General features: G+C 68.7%; 16 protein-coding genes. 9 read left to right on the forward strand and 7 right to left on the reverse strand.

Annotation, left to right across the window (positions count from 1 at the left end; genetic code table 11):
• Nucleotide 1: 1 nt before the first annotated feature.
• The 5 genes from IE209_RS06360 to IE209_RS06380 all read right to left on the reverse strand — a co-directional run bounded on the left by IE209_RS06360 (nt 2) and on the right by IE209_RS06380 (nt 5,847).
• Entirely contained in the window at nt 2-1,225 is a 1,224-nt protein-coding gene (locus IE209_RS06360; protein ID WP_189686123.1) for a M20 aminoacylase family protein, read from the reverse strand.
• Nucleotides 1,225-2,205, reverse strand: a complete 981-nt coding sequence (locus IE209_RS06365) for an ABC transporter permease (RefSeq protein ID WP_189686124.1) — start codon at nt 2,203-2,205, stop codon at nt 1,225-1,227. The genes IE209_RS06360 and IE209_RS06365 overlap by 1 nt, the downstream gene beginning before the upstream one ends.
• 54 nt (nt 2,206-2,259) lie before the next feature.
• A complete protein-coding gene (locus IE209_RS06370; protein ID WP_189686125.1) occupies nt 2,260-3,837 on the reverse strand; it encodes an ABC transporter substrate-binding protein in 1,578 nt (525 codons plus the stop codon).
• A gap of 76 nt (nt 3,838-3,913) precedes the next feature.
• A complete protein-coding gene (locus IE209_RS06375; RefSeq protein ID WP_189686126.1) occupies nt 3,914-4,675 on the reverse strand; it encodes a DUF3047 domain-containing protein in 762 nt (253 codons plus the stop codon).
• Nucleotides 4,676-4,782: 107 nt separating this feature from the next.
• Entirely contained in the window at nt 4,783-5,847 is a 1,065-nt protein-coding gene (locus tag IE209_RS06380) for a porin (protein ID WP_189686127.1), read from the reverse strand.
• Between the two features lie 274 nt (nt 5,848-6,121).
• Here IE209_RS06380 and coq7 point away from each other — a divergent pair, with 274 nt between their 5' ends.
• A complete protein-coding gene (gene coq7, locus IE209_RS06385; protein ID WP_189686128.1) occupies nt 6,122-6,739 on the forward strand; it encodes a 2-polyprenyl-3-methyl-6-methoxy-1,4-benzoquinone monooxygenase in 618 nt (205 codons plus the stop codon).
• 7 nt (nt 6,740-6,746) lie between these two features.
• Here the strand turns inward: coq7 and IE209_RS06390 are convergent, their stop codons facing one another.
• Nucleotides 6,747-7,196 (reverse strand): OsmC family protein, encoded by a 450-nt coding sequence (locus tag IE209_RS06390; RefSeq protein ID WP_189686129.1) that lies wholly within the window; start codon nt 7,194-7,196, stop codon nt 6,747-6,749.
• 302 nt (nt 7,197-7,498) lie between these two features.
• On the opposite strand from IE209_RS06390, the gene ilvA reads away from it, so the two are divergent.
• The 3 genes from ilvA to IE209_RS06405 are packed head-to-tail and all read left to right on the forward strand — an operon-like array spanning nt 7,499 to nt 10,447.
• Nucleotides 7,499-9,061 carry a threonine ammonia-lyase, biosynthetic gene (gene ilvA / locus IE209_RS06395; RefSeq protein ID WP_189686130.1) on the forward strand — a complete coding sequence of 521 codons (1,563 nt, stop codon included), beginning with the start codon at nt 7,499-7,501 and terminating at the stop codon, nt 9,059-9,061.
• A 16-nt stretch (nt 9,062-9,077) separates the two neighbouring features.
• Nucleotides 9,078-9,884, forward strand: coding sequence for an adenosylcobinamide-GDP ribazoletransferase (locus IE209_RS06400; RefSeq protein WP_189686131.1), 807 nt, complete (start codon nt 9,078-9,080; stop codon nt 9,882-9,884).
• Nucleotides 9,884-10,447 carry a histidine phosphatase family protein gene (locus tag IE209_RS06405; RefSeq protein WP_189686132.1) on the forward strand — a complete coding sequence of 188 codons (564 nt, stop codon included), beginning with the start codon at nt 9,884-9,886 and terminating at the stop codon, nt 10,445-10,447. The genes IE209_RS06400 and IE209_RS06405 overlap by 1 nt, the downstream gene beginning before the upstream one ends.
• On the opposite strand, the gene IE209_RS06410 is transcribed toward IE209_RS06405, so the two are convergent.
• On the reverse strand, nt 10,437-10,910 hold the full coding sequence (locus IE209_RS06410) for a type II secretion system protein N (protein WP_189686133.1): 474 nt from the start codon (nt 10,908-10,910) through the stop codon (nt 10,437-10,439). The two genes, IE209_RS06405 and IE209_RS06410, sit on opposite strands and share 11 nt — an antisense overlap.
• Nucleotides 10,911-10,959: 49 nt before the next feature.
• On the opposite strand from IE209_RS06410, the gene gspG reads away from it, so the two are divergent.
• The 5 genes from gspG to gspK are packed head-to-tail and all read left to right on the forward strand — an operon-like array spanning nt 10,960 to nt 13,808.
• Nucleotides 10,960-11,397, forward strand: a complete 438-nt coding sequence (gene gspG / locus IE209_RS06415; protein WP_189686134.1) for a type II secretion system major pseudopilin GspG — start codon at nt 10,960-10,962, stop codon at nt 11,395-11,397.
• Complete coding sequence (locus IE209_RS06420) at nt 11,372-11,836, forward strand: pilus assembly FimT family protein (RefSeq protein WP_189686135.1); 465 nt, start codon at nt 11,372-11,374, stop codon at nt 11,834-11,836. The genes gspG and IE209_RS06420 overlap by 26 nt, the downstream gene beginning before the upstream one ends.
• A complete protein-coding gene (gene gspI, locus IE209_RS06425; protein WP_189686411.1) occupies nt 11,836-12,192 on the forward strand; it encodes a type II secretion system minor pseudopilin GspI in 357 nt (118 codons plus the stop codon). Before IE209_RS06420 ends, gspI begins: the two co-directional genes overlap by 1 nt.
• The gene (locus IE209_RS06430; RefSeq protein WP_189686136.1) at nt 12,193-12,855 is read left to right on the forward strand and encodes a prepilin-type N-terminal cleavage/methylation domain-containing protein; all 663 of its coding nucleotides are present in this window, start codon (nt 12,193-12,195) and stop codon (nt 12,853-12,855) included.
• Nucleotides 12,852-13,808: a type II secretion system minor pseudopilin GspK gene (gene gspK, locus IE209_RS06435; RefSeq protein WP_189686137.1), complete on the forward strand. Its 957-nt coding sequence runs from the start codon at nt 12,852-12,854 to the stop codon at nt 13,806-13,808. Before IE209_RS06430 ends, gspK begins: the two co-directional genes overlap by 4 nt.
• Nucleotides 13,809-13,822: the final 14 nt, after the last annotated feature.

Consider the following 13,822-nt stretch of genomic DNA (forward strand, 5'->3'; position numbering starts at 1 on the left):
TTCACGTGGGGTGGGATGTGGCGAGCGGCATGCCCTGCTCGATGAGGCCGGCATGCAGCGCCGCGCCCAGGGGCAGGATGTCGTCGTTGAAGTCGTAGCGGCTGTTGTGCAGGTGGCAGCCATCGGGCGCGCCCTGGCCGATGCGCAGGTACGCGCCGGGCCTGGCCTGCAGCATGAAGGAGAAATCCTCGGCGCCCATGCTGGGCTCCATGTCGCGCACCAGCAGCTCAGCGCCGACCAGGCGCTCGGCCACGTCGCCGGCGAACAGGGCCTGGTCGCGGTGGTTGATGGTGGCGGGGTAGATGCGCTCGAAACGCACCTCGGCCCGGGCGCCGAAGCCCTGGGCCACCGCGGTGCACAGCTCGGCCAGCCGCCGCTCCACGAGCGCCTGCACCTTGGCGTCGAAGGTGCGCACGGTGCCGACCAGCGTGGCCTCGCCGGGCACCACGCTCATGGCGCCGAGGTCGCCCGCCTGCATCGCGCACAGGCTCAGCACCGCTGCGTCGATGGGGCGCGTGTTGCGCGAGACGATGCTCTGCGCGGCCGTGATGATGTGCGCGGCCACCAGCACCGGGTCCACGGTCTGGTAAGGGTGGGCGCCGTGGCCGCCCTTGCCGACCACGCGGATGGTCACCCGGTCGGCGGCGGCCATCATGGCGCCGCTGTTCAGCCCGATGGTGCCGGGCGCCATGGCCGGCCAGTTGTGCATGGCGAACACGGCCTGCACGGGGAAACGGTCGAACAGGCCGTCCTCGACCATCGCCCGCGCGCCGGCGAAGCCTTCCTCGCCGGGCTGGAAGATCAGCACCGCGGTGCCGTCGAAGTGGCGTGTCTCGGCCAGGTAGCGCGCGGCGCCGACCAGCATGGCGGTATGCCCGTCGTGGCCGCAGCCGTGCATGAGGCCGCTGCGCGCGGAGCGCCAGTCGCGCTCGCCCTGCTCGGCCATGGGCAGCGCGTCCATGTCGGCACGCAGGCCCAGCATGCGGCCGCTGGCCGTGCTGCGCCCGCGGATCACGCCGACCACGCCGGTCTTGGCGATGCCGGTGTGGACTTCGTCCGCGCCGCACAGCCGCAGCGCGTCGGCCACCCGGGCCGCCGTGTAGTACTCCTCGAAGCCCAGTTCCGGGTGGGCGTGCAGGTCGCGCCGCAGCGCCGTGAGCTCGGGATGGAACTGCGCGATGTGGGCGAATGCGCGCCCGCCTGCGCGTAGCAAGGGAGCCAGCATCAATGTCCTCCCGACTTGCCGAGGCGCAGCCGCGGATCGACCGCGAAGTACAGCAGGTCCACGATCAGGTTGATGGTCACGAAGATCAGCGCGATCAGGCACAGGTAGGCGGCCATGACCGGGATGTCCGCGAAGGTCACGGCCTGGATGAACAGCAGTCCCATGCCGGGCCACTGGAACACCGTCTCGGTGATGATGGAGAACGCGATCAGCGTGCCCAGCTGCAGCCCGGTGATGGTGATCACGGGCACCAGCGTGTTCTTGAGCGCATGGCCGAAGTGGATGGCACGGTCCGACAGGCCGCGTGCCCGCGCGAACTTGATGTAGTCGGTGCGCAGCACCTCCAGCATCTCGGCACGCACCAGCCGCATGATCAGCGTGAGCTGGAAGATCGCCAGCGTGATGGCGGGCAGCATGATGTGGTGCCAGCCCTTGGGCGTGAGCAGACCCGTCGTCCACCAGCCCAGCTGCACTGTCTCGCCGCGCCCGAAGCTCGGGAACCAGCCCAGCCAGACCGCGAACACCAGGATCAGCAGAATGCCGATCAGGAAGGTCGGCAGCGACACGCCCAGCAGCGACAGCGTCATCAGCACCTGGCTCATGAAGCTGCCGCGGCGCAGCGCGGCGTAGACACCGGCCGGCACGCCGACCAGCAGCGCGATCAGCGCAGCGACGAGCGCCAGCTCCAGCGTGGCCGGGAAGCGCTCGGCGATGAGCCGCGACACCTTGGCCCCCTGGCGCAGCGACAGGCCGAACTCGCCCTGCGCCGCGTTGTAGAGGAAGTGCCAGAACTGCACGATGAAGGGACGGTCCAGGCCCAGCGCTTCGCGCAACTCGCGGATCTGCTCGGGCGTGGCGTCCTGCCCGAGCAGGAACACGACGGGATCGCCGACGTACTGGAACAGCAGGAAGGCGATGAAGGCCACGGCCACCATCACCACCACGGCCTGCAACAGCCGGCGCAGGATGAATGCAAACATCGGTTGAGGCTCCTGGGGCCTGCGGCGCGCGTCGCGCGCCGTCGGCCCGCGGGATCAGTTGACCTTGATCAGGCGCCAGTCGAGACGGTTGTCGGCGCGGTGCACGACTTCGATGTTCTTGCGCATGGCCCAGGGGATGACCTGGTTGTACAGCGGCAGGTGCGAGACGTCCTCGTGCGAGAGGATCAGCGCCTTCTCGATGAGTTCATTGCGGTTCTTGAGGTCGGTCTCGACCTTGATGCGCTCCACCAGCGCGTCCATCTGCGGGTTGGAGTAACGGCCCACGTTGTAGTTGCCATCGCCGCCCGCGCCGACCGAGCGCACCAGCGACTGCAGGCTGTACAGCGCGTCGAAGGTGGGCACGCCCCAGCCCAGCATGTAAATGCTGGCCTCGTAGCGCTGGATCATCGGGAAGTAGGTGACCAGCGGCAGCGTGCGCAGCTTGGCCTTCACGCCCACGCGCGCCCACATGGCCGTGATGGCCTGGCAGACCGCTTCGTCGTTGATGTAGCGGTTGTTGGGGCAGGCGAAGTCGACCTCGAAGCCCTGCGGGTAGCCGGCATCGGCCAGCAGCTTCTGCGCGGCCTTGGCATCGTAGGGCCAGCGCACGTCGGCCTTCTTGGTCCAGCCATTGACCTGTGGCGAGACCAGCGTGCCGGTGCTCTCGCCCAGGCCGCGCAGCGTCACGCGCTGGATCGCGTTGATGTCGATGGCCTGGTACAGCGCCTTGCGCACGCGCACGTCCTTGAGCGGGTTCTTGCCCTTGACGCTGGAGCCCACCAGTTCGTCGCGGAACTGGTCCATCCCGAGGAACAGGGTGCGGTTCTCCACGCCGTCCATGACCTTCATGTCGGGGTTGCTGCGCAGCCGGCCCAGGTCCTGCGGGCTCGGGTCGAGCACGAAATCGGTCTCGCCCGACAGCAGTGCCGCGAGCCGCGTGGCCTGGGCCTTGATCGGCGTGTAGACGATCTCGGTCACGTTGCTGGTGTTCTTGCCCCAGTAATGCGGGTTGGCCACGAGCACCATGCGCTGGTCGGGCTGCCACTCCTTGAGCATGTAAGGGCCCGTGCCCATGGCGTTGCGGTGCGCGAAGGTCTCGTCCTGGGTCTTGATGTCCTTGGGCTCGACCGATTTGTTCTTCTCGGCCCAGGCCTTGCTCATGATGCGCAACTCGGTCAGCTGGTTGACCAGCGTGGGCGTGGGCGCCTTGAGCATCACGTCGACCGTGTTGTCGTCGACCTTGACCACCTTGTCGATGCCCTGGGCGTAGACCGCGTAGTTCGAGGTCTTGGCCATGGCACGCGTGAGCGAGAACACCACGTCGTCGGCGGAGAAGGGCGAGCCGTCGCTGAATTTCACACCCTTGCGCAGCGAGAAGCGCATCTGCGTGGGGCTGATCTGCTTCCATTCCGTGGCCAGCTGCGGCTCGGGCTTGAAGGTCTTGCTGTTGTAATAGACCAGCGAGTCGTACATGGAGGCATGCACGCCATTGCCGAGCGCGTTGTTCTGCGAATGGATGTCCATCGTGGGGATGTCGCTGGCACTGGACCATTTGAAGGTCTTGGCGTGCGCAGCACTTCCGAGGGTCAACGCGACGAATGCACCGGTACAGAACAAAGCAATCTTTTGCATGGGCAGACTCTCAAAAAAAGAGATTCCACTATGCAACAAGCGGGCCAGCGCAGGCAGCCGGAGTTTCCCGATGCGTTCAGCGCGCGGCCTGCGTCCTCGTGCGCAGATCCAACGGTCCGTACCAGGCCTGGACGCGGCTGCCGGTGTTGTCGGAGTCCGTCATGATGCCGACCGCCAGCAGCGCACCCGGCTCCTCGCCGAAGGCGCGCACGAAATCGGCACGCACGTCGCGTTCGTAGTCGCGCCACTGGCCCAGGCCCGCCGCACCCGACTCGACCACGATCTTGCGGATGCGGTCGGTGCGCGGGTTGAAGATCACCGTGCCCGGCGCGCGGCTGTTGCACCACACGTACATCAGCGTGGCGTAGGGCATCTCCTCGCCCGTCAGCGCACGCGCCAGTTCGGACAGCATCGCGTTCTTGGCCGAGAAGCGGCTGCGGTCGCCCTCGAAAGCCAGCACGAGGCGGACCGGGGCATCGTCGGCGTCGCGCGCAGCCATGTCGGCACCGGCGATGAGGGCCGGCACCTTCCAGGAGAACGACAGCGGACCCAGGGCGTCCGCCGGCACATGGACCTGCTTGCGCAGCATGCTGGCCGAGGCATCGGCGGTCACGGCCATCGCCGCCCGTCCATTCGCCTGCACCGGGTCGAACTGCGTCGCGCGCTTGCCCGGCAGCGGCAGATGCTGCCATGGCGTGCCCTCCACCTGCGGCAGCGACGCCCTGGCCCATGGGGTCTGGGCGACAGGCCCTGCGGCCGCCGGCGCGTCCTTGTCCGCGCGCCAGGATGCGCATCCCAGCAGCTGCGAGGCCACCAAAGCCACCCATACGAAGCGCATCAATCCAGATCCCTTCCAAAGCAGCACGCACGAAAAAAGCCGCCGGTCTTGCGACGCGGCGGCTTTATACATTGCAATCGTCAAGCTGCGCTCAGGCAGCTCTTGGATCAGAACGTGTGGACAACGCCCAGGCCGACGGCGTACGGCTCGGAGGGACGGGCAGGCGTGGCGGCGGTCGCAGCAACACCGTTCTGGTCGTAGGTCTTCACGAAGTCGACGTAGAAACGGGTGCGCTTGGACAGTGCGTAGTTCGCGAACACTTCCACGGCGCTGATGTCGGCACCGGTGTTGCGAGCGTACTGAACGCCGATGTTTGCGGGACCGAACGGAGCGACAGCAGCGAGCGTCCAGCCCTTGCCACCAGCCAGGCGACCGCTGTTGGCGGCAATGGTGTTGTAACCATCGATGCCTTCGGTCTCGCGGCGGTTGTAAGTGGCGGCCAGCTTCACAACCTTCAGGTCGTAGCTAACGCCAACTGCGTAAGCAGTGCGCATGCCTTCCTGAGCCTTGGACTCGCCCATTGCGCTCACGGACAGCGGGCCGTTGGCAAACGTGGCGCCCAAGCTGTATTGAGCCTTAGCTTCGCCGTACGGCGCCGGCAGCAAGCCCACGCTGGGGGTGCTGGTGGTCTGGTCGCCCTTGGCGGTGTAACCAGCGCGCAGGGTGAAGCCGCCGAAGTTCGGGGTCACGTACTGCACTTGGCTGCTGCGGCGCGACGAACCGTACCAGGTCACAGCGCTGATGCCGGCGCGGTCGTAAGCGGAGGAGTAGGACGTGCCGTTGAAGTCATAGGCACCCATCACCTTGGCAGCGACCGACGAAGAGCGACCGAGCTGGATTGCACCCCAGCCAGCGCCTTCCAGGCCCACCCAGGCTTCACGGCCGAAGTTCAGGCCGGTGCCGGAGCTCGACAGGTCCAGACCGCTGGTTTGCAGGTTGAAGTTGGCCTTCAAGCCGCCACCCAGGTCCTCCGTGCCGCGAAAGCCGATCACGGAAGTGCTGTTGAAGCCGTCGCCACCGCCAGAGTAGCCCTCACCGTTGTTCATGCCCCACTTTTCGCCCTTGACCTTACCGAAGCCAATGTCCAGCACGCCGTAGAGGGTGACGGACGACTGAGCCATGGCGGCGCCGGAAGCAGCCAGCACGGCCAAAGCGATCAGACTCTTTTTCATTGCGAGATTCTCCAAGGTTAAACAGAGGGCTCCGGTTCGAAGAGACCGCGTCGTGCTTCAGCACTTTTGTTCGATCTCGCCGGAGTCCCGGGCCAACCTCCTTTTGGGAAGTTGGGCGTATTGCACCAGAACAGGTGACCTTGGGCAAAAGAAAAGGCCGAATATGGCTCTTTTTCGTCGCTTGATTACAACAGACAGCAAACGGGCGCCGGGCGCCGCCCGCGCGCACTGCCGCGCGGGCGATCCCTATACTGGGGTTTTCCCAAACACGACCATGGACACCTTGCTCAGCACCGTCGACGCCGCCCTTCGAACGGTCTTCGTGCCGGCGCGCGCCAGCCGGCCCTGCCCGACCTTGCCCGCGCAGGCCACGGCGCTGGAGGCCAAGGAGAAGCAGTTGTCGGGCGCGCTGATGCGCGTGAACCACGTCGGCGAGGTCTGCGCCCAGGCGCTCTACACAGGCCAGGCCCTGGCCACGCGCGATCCGGCGCTGCGCGCCCATTTCGAGGAAGCCAGCCGGGAGGAAACCGACCACCTGGCCTGGACGGCCGAGCGGCTGCAGGAACTAGGTGCGCGGCCCTCGCTGCTCAACCCCGTCTGGTACGCCGGCGCTTTCGCGCTCGGCTTCGTGGCCGGCAAGATCGGCGACAAGCTGAGCCTGGGCTTCGTGGTCGAAACCGAGAAGCAGGTGGCCGAGCACCTGGGTTCGCACCTGGACCGCCTGCCGGAGAACGACCACGCCTCGCGCGCCATCGTGGCCCAGATGCGCGACGACGAGCTGCGCCACGCGCACGATGCGGCCATGGCTGGCGCACTGCCCCTGCCGCGGGTCGCCAAAGGCCTGATGCGTGCGGCGGCGAAGGTCATGACGACCACCGCGCACCGCATCTGAGGGTCCCTCAGCCTTCTTTCAGCTCGAAGCTGGTCACGATCTCGGCGGTCTTGCCGAGCATGATGGTGGCCGAACAGTACTTGTCGTGGCTCATGGCGATGGCGCGTTCCACCGCCGCAGCCGGCAGATCCTTGCCCGTGACCGTGAAGTGCATCTGGATGCGCGTGAAGACCTTGGGATCGGTTTCGGCGCGCTCGGCGCTGAGCTTGACCGAGCAGCCGCGCACGTCGTGCCGGCCGCGCTTGAGGATCAGCACCACGTCGTAGGCCGTGCAACCGCCCGCGCCGGCCAGCACGGTCTCCATGGGGCGCGGCGCAAGATTGCGCCCCCCGTTCTCGGGCCGCACCGCGTCGGGCGCGCCATCCATCGCCAGCACATGGCCACTGCCGGTTTCGGCCACGAACCCCATGCCGGACTGCGTGCCGGCGGCGCCGGTCCAGCTCACTGTGCATTCCATCTCTCGGTACTCCCTGTGTTGTTCAAGCCGAACAGCGTTGCGAAATTGCCGAATTCTTCACGAAAATTCACCGCTGACATGTCACGCAATGCTGCGTCGCACAAAAATTCTCGCTATACTGCACCCATCGCGTCGCAAGTCGGCGCACCGATTGTCTCCTCCACCCTCCGAAAAGGTGGATTGGCCCCGAACCGCAAGGTTCGGGGCTTTTTTCTTTGTGGCGTCGGTGGCGCACGCAGGACCGGGCTCCCGCGGTTCTCTATGATCCGCGCTCCCCGCATCTGCCGGCCCCGCTCCATCCCATGCCTTCGACCAAGCGCCTGTCCCCCGCCGACTACCTCAAGAAAATCCTGACCGCCCGGGTCTACGACGTGGCCACGGAATCGGCGCTGGAGCCGGCACGCGCGCTGAGCCAGCGCCTGCACAACACCGTGCTGCTCAAGCGCGAGGACCAGCAAGCGGTGTTCAGCTTCAAGCTGCGCGGTGCCTACAACAAGATGGCGCACCTGACGCCCGCGCAACTGAAGAAGGGCGTGATCTGTGCCTCGGCCGGCAACCATGCCCAGGGCGTGGCCATGAGCGCGCGCAAGCTCGGCACCCGGGCCGTCGTCGTGATGCCGACGACCACGCCACAGCTCAAGATCGACGCCGTGCGTGGCTTCGGCGGCGAGGTCGTGCTGCACGGCGAGAGCTACAGCGACGCCTACCAGCACGCCGCCAAGCTTGAGAAGAAGGAAGGCCTGACCTTCGTCCACCCGTTCGACGATCCGGACGTGATCGCCGGCCAGGGCACCATCGCCATGGAGATCCTGCGCCAGCTGCAGGGCCTGGGCACCCAGCACCTGGACGCCGTGTTCGTCGCCATCGGCGGCGGCGGCCTGATCTCGGGCGTGGCCAACTACATCAAGGCCGTGCGGCCGGAGACCAAGGTCATCGGCGTGCAGATGACCGATTCCGACGCCATGGCCCGCTCCGTCGCGGCGGGCAAGCGCGTGGCGCTGGACGACGTGGGCCTGTTCTCCGACGGCACGGCCGTCAAGCTGGTCGGCGAGGAGACCTTCCGCGTCGCGCGCGGCCTGGTCGACGACTTCGTGCTGGTCGACACCGACGCCGTCTGCGCCGCCATCAAAGACGTTTTCGTCGACACCCGCAGCATCGTCGAACCGGCTGGCGCCCTGGCCGTGGCCGCGATCAAGCAGTACGTGGCCACCCACAAGACGCGCGGCGAAACCTACGCCGCCATCTTGTGCGGCGCCAACATGAACTTCGACCGGCTGCGCTTCGTGGCCGAGCGGGCCGAGGTCGGCGAGGAGCGCGAAGCCTTGTTCGCGGTGACCATCCCCGAGGAACGCGGCAGCTTCCGCCGCTTCTGCGAGGTGGTTGGCCAGCTGCCCGGCGGCCCGCGCAACGTGACGGAGTTCAACTACCGCATCAGCGATGCGGCCCAGGCCCATGTCTTCGTGGGCCTGACCACCCACGGCAAGGGCGAGTCCGCCAAACTGGCCACGCGCTTCGTGCGCAGCGGTTTCGAGGCCATCGACCTCACGCACGACGAGCTGGCCAAGGAGCATGTGCGCCACATGGTGGGCGGCCGCTCGGCGCTGGCCCGCGACGAGCGCCTGCTGCGCTTCACGTTCCCGGAGCGCCCGGGCGCATTGCTCAAGTTCCTGAGCCTCATGAAGCCGAACTGGAACATCAGCCTGTTCCACTACCGCAACCAGGGCGCCGACTACGGCCGCATCCTGGTCGGTATGCAGGTGCCCGCCGCCGAGGCCAAGGCCTTCGGCAAGTTCCTGGACCAGCTCGACTACCCCTGGGTCGAAGAGACCGCCAACCCGGTCTACCGCCTGTTCCTGCAGGCCTGAGAAGCTGAGCGCGCGCGTGCAGCAGGCCGTCCGCCACTACCTGGTCGCGCTGCAGTTCTTCACGCGCGTGCCGGTGACGGGCCGGCTGGCGGCCTGGGTCGGCTTCGACCAGCGCATGTTGCGGGCGGCCGCGGCGCACTTCCCGGGCGTCGGCTGGCTGGTCGCGCTGTGCGCCTGCTGTGTCAGTGCCGTGCTCTGGTGGCTGCTGCCGGCCCAGGGCTTCACGCCGCTGGCGGTGGCCGCACTGGGCACCGTGGCCACCGTGCTGGTGACCGGCGGCTTCCACGAGGACGGACTGGCCGACGTGGCCGACGGCCTGGGCGGCAGCCTGGACCGCGAGCGCGCGCTGGACATCATGAAGGACTCGCGCATCGGCGCCTTCGGTGCCATGGCCCTGGTGCTGGGCCTGGTCTCCAAGATCGCGCTATTGGCCGTGCTGGGCAGCGCCGGCCTGGCGCCGTTGCTGTGGGCGCTGCTGGGCGGGCATGTGCTGTCGCGCCTGCTGCCGCTGGCCCTGCCCATGCTGCTGCCGCACGTGGGCGACACGGCCCGCTCCAAGGCCAAGCCGCTGGCCGACCAGATCGACGTGCGCACGCTGCGCCTGGGCGCGCTCTGGTGCCTGCCCGCGCTGCTCGGCGTCGCCTTCGGGCAGGGCCTGGCCTTCGCGCTGTACGGCTGCACCGGCGCGGTGCTGGCGGCGGCCTGGATGTTCCGCTGGTTCCGCCAGCGGCTGCAGGGCTTCACGGGCGACGCGCTGGGTGCCACGCAGCAGGTCTGCGAGATCGCCTTCTACTTGGGCGCGGCCTGCGCGCTCGGCCGCTGATGCGGCTGTGGCTGGTGCGCCATCCCCAGGTGCTGCTGGCGCCCGGCATCTGCTATGGCGCCAGCGACGTGCCGGCGGATCCGGCCCACACGGCCCAGTGCGCCACGCGGCTGGCCCGGCAGTTGCCCCACGGTCTCGCCGGTGCGTGCTCGCCGCTCCTGCGCTGCCGCGGCCTGGCCGATGCACTGGCGGCGCTGCGGCCCGACCTGCATTGCACGCCCGATGCACGCCTGGCCGAGATGGATTTCGGCCGCTGGGAAGGCCTGCACTGGGACGGCATCGGTCGCGCCGCCATGAATGCATGGACCGAAGATTTCGTCCAACACCGCCCGGGCGACGGCGAATCGGTGGGCGGCTTCGTCGCGCGCGTGGCGTCGGCCCTGCAGACCGTGACGGCGACGGCTGGCCCGCAGGCCCTGTGGATCACGCATGCCGGCGTGATCAAGGCCGTCCGCTGGTTGCTGGCGAACGAGGGACCGCTCGAGCGTGCGGACCAGTGGCCGACCGACAGCGTCGCCTGCGGCGACTGGTGCGTGCTGGAGCTGCCTGCGCCTAGCGCGTGATCGGCGGCAATTCCAGCGTGGCGAGCGGATCGGCATCGGGCGACGCCGCCAGCACCGCCTTGCGCGCACCGACCGAGGTCAACCGCACGCCCGGCTCGATCTCGGCACCGACGCGAAAGGGCTTGGGCGGCTGGCCGGCGATGGCGATCAGCGCTGCACCACCCTGGCGCCGGTCGGCCACGACACCGGTCAGCACATAGCGGTTGCTGGTCACGGCAGGAGCGGCCGCGACCACCTGGACCGTGGCCCCCAGCGCGCGGCCCACCGCGGTGGCGTCGGCCTGCGCCAATGCGGCCTTGGCCACGGGCGCCGTCGCCCCCTCGTCGCCGGGCCCTGCCAGACGCAGCGCCCAGAACGCCACGCTGAGGGCGGCCAGCACCCACACCAGCACGGTCACGAGCCGCACGGGCCAGGGATTCGCCGCGCGCGCGGACGCAAAGGAAGCTGGAGCGGTTCGCAACATGCGCGGATTATCATGGAACGCTTCGCCCCCGCAGCGCTCCACATCTCCCATGAATCTGCTGTCCCGCTCCCGCCGCCGCATCCAGGCCGGTTTCACCCTGATCGAACTGATGGTCGTGCTGGTCATCATCGGCGTGCTGGCCGCGCTGATCGTGCCCAACGTGCTCGACCGCGCCGACGACGCCCGCGCCACGGCAGCCAAGACCGACGTGACCAACCTCATGCAGGCGCTGCGCATGTACCGGCTGGACAACCAGCGCTACCCCACGGGCGAGCAAGGCCTGCAGGCGCTGCTGGTCAAGCCCACCACCAATCCCGTTCCCCTCAACTGGAAGCCCTACCTGGAAAAGCTACCCAACGACCCCTGGGGCCGCCCCTACCAGTACCTGAACCCGGGCGTGAAGGGCGAGATCGACGTCATGTCCTTCGGCGCCGACGGCCAGCCCGGCGGCGAGGGCAAAGATGCGGACATCGGCAGCTGGCAATAAGCCGACGACCAGCCGCACGCGCCAGCGCGGCTTCACGCTGCTCGAACTGCTGGTCGTCGTGGCCATCGTGGCCCTGGCCAGCGCCGGTGTCGGCTTCGCCTTCCGCGACAGCGCCGACAGCCAGCTCGAACGCGAGGCGCAGCGCCTGGCGGCGCTGTTCGACGCGGCCCGGGCCCAGTCGCGCGCCAACGGCGTGCCCGTGCGCTGGCGCGCGCTGGAGGGCGGCTTCCGCTTCGAAGGCGCCTTGCCGGGCACCCTGCCCGAACACTGGCTGAGCCGCGACACCATCGTCGCCGCGCAGGCCAGCGTGCTGCTGGGGCCCGAGCCCGTGATCGGCGCACAGTGGCTGGAGCTGCGCTCGGTGGCCAACCCACAGCTGGCGCTGCGTGTCGCGACCGACGGCGTGCGCCCGTTCGCGGTGCAGAACGTGCAACCGTGATGCGCCCGAGCCGGGGCTTCACGCTGGTCGAGGTGCTGGTCGCGCTCGGCATCGTCGCCATCGCGCTGCTGGCCGGCGGCCAGGCCACCAGCGCGCTGACGCGCAACGCCACGCGCCAGGGCGACGTGTTGCTGGCGCAGATCTGCGCCGAGAACGCATTGATCGCGCTGCGCCTGGCGCGCCAGCTGCCCGGCGTGGGCGACACCGACCAGCCCTGCGAGCAGGCCGGCCGCATGTTCCGCGTGCAGCTGGGCGTGCGGCCCACGCCCAACCCGAGCTTTCGCCGCATCGACGCCCAGGTGCTGGAAGACAGCGTGCCGGTGCTGCGCATCACCACCATCCAGGGGCGCTTCTAGATGCGCAGCCCCCACCGCGGCTTCACGCTGGTCGAGCTGCTGATCGCGCTGGCCATCATGGCCATCGTCGCCGTGCTGAGCTGGCGCGGCCTGGACGGCATGACCCGCACGCAGGCCGCCACGCGCGCCCACACCGACGCCGTGCTGACACTGCAGGCCGGCCTGGCCCAATGGACGGCCGACCTGGACGCCATGCTGGACGTGACCGAACGCCCGCCGCTGGACTGGGACGGCCGCGTCATGCGCATCGTGCGGGCCAGCACCACGCCCGGCGAGACCGGCCCGCTGGTCGTGGCCTGGACGCGTCGCGGCGTCGCCGATGGCGGCCAGTGGCTGCGCTGGCAGTCCCCCGTGCTGCGCAGCCGGGCCCAGCTGCTGCAGGCCTGGGAGCGCGCGGGCAACTGGGCCCAGACGCCCAGCAGCGACGAGCGCCAGCGCGAGGTGGCCATCGCCCCGTTGCTGGATTGGCGTCTCTTCTACTACCGGCTCAACACCTGGACCAACCCGCTGTCCAGCGCCGACACGCCCCAGACAGGTGGCAGCGGCAACACCGATGTGCCCGATGGCGTGCGCCTGGTGCTCGAACTGCCGCCGGGCGGCGCAGTGTCGGGCACCATCACACGCGACTGGGTGCGGCCCACGGTGGGAGGCAGCGACTCATGAAGCGCGCCCAGGCCCAACGCGGCGCCGCCCTGCTGCTGGCCATGCTGACCGTGACGCTGGTGGCGACCTTCGCCGCCACCGCGCTGTGGCAGCAGTGGCGCGCGGTCGAGGTCGAGCAGTCCGAGCGCGCGCGCAGCCAGTCGACCTGGGTGCTGGTCGGTGCGCTCGACTGGGCCCGACTGATCCTGCGCGAGGACGGTCGCGCCAGCGGCAGCATCGACCATCTGGCCGAACCCTGGGCCGTGCCGCTGCAGGAGTCGCGCATGTCCACCTTTCTGGCGGCCGAAAACGGCGTGAGCCAGGGCGGCGACGAAGGCCTGCCCGAGGTCTTCCTGTCCGGCAGCATCGTCGACCTGCAGTCGCGCATGAACGTCGCCAACCTCGTGGACGCCGACGGCAAGCTCATCGAAAAGCCTTTGGAGGCGTTCAAGCGCCTGTTCGAGCTGCTGGGCCTGCCCCACGCCGAACTCATGGCCATGGCCGAGAACCTGCGCCGCGCCAGCCAGAAGCAGACCGACGACGGCGCCGACGTGCCACTGCGCCCCGAACGCTTCGAGCAGCTGGTCTGGCTGGGCGTCTCTCAGGCCACGCTGCGCGTACTGGAACCCCATGTCACGCTGCTGCCGCAGAACGACACCAAGATCAATCTGAACACCGCCAGCGCCCAGGTCATCGCGGCCTCCTCCGAGGACCTGGACCTGGCCGACGCACAGCGGCTGGTGCAGGCACGCACCAACAGCCCGCTGCGCGACCTGCCGTCAGCCGCCAAGATCCTGAACCCGGACGGCCCGCTCGCCACGACCAACTACAGCGTGACCTCCAGCTTCTTCGAGGTCAACGGCCGCCTGCGCATGGAGGGCACCGTGGTCAGCGAGCGTTCGTTGGTCCAGCGCAAGAACAACGCCGTCACCACCGTCTGGCGCCAGCGCGTCGCCGGAGAGCGCCAGCCGTGACCGTCATGGACGCT

The sequence above is a fragment of the Pseudorhodoferax aquiterrae genome (genome assembly GCF_014652235.1).
In the GTDB taxonomy this organism is placed as follows: domain Bacteria; phylum Pseudomonadota; class Gammaproteobacteria; order Burkholderiales; family Burkholderiaceae_C; genus Pseudorhodoferax; species Pseudorhodoferax aquiterrae.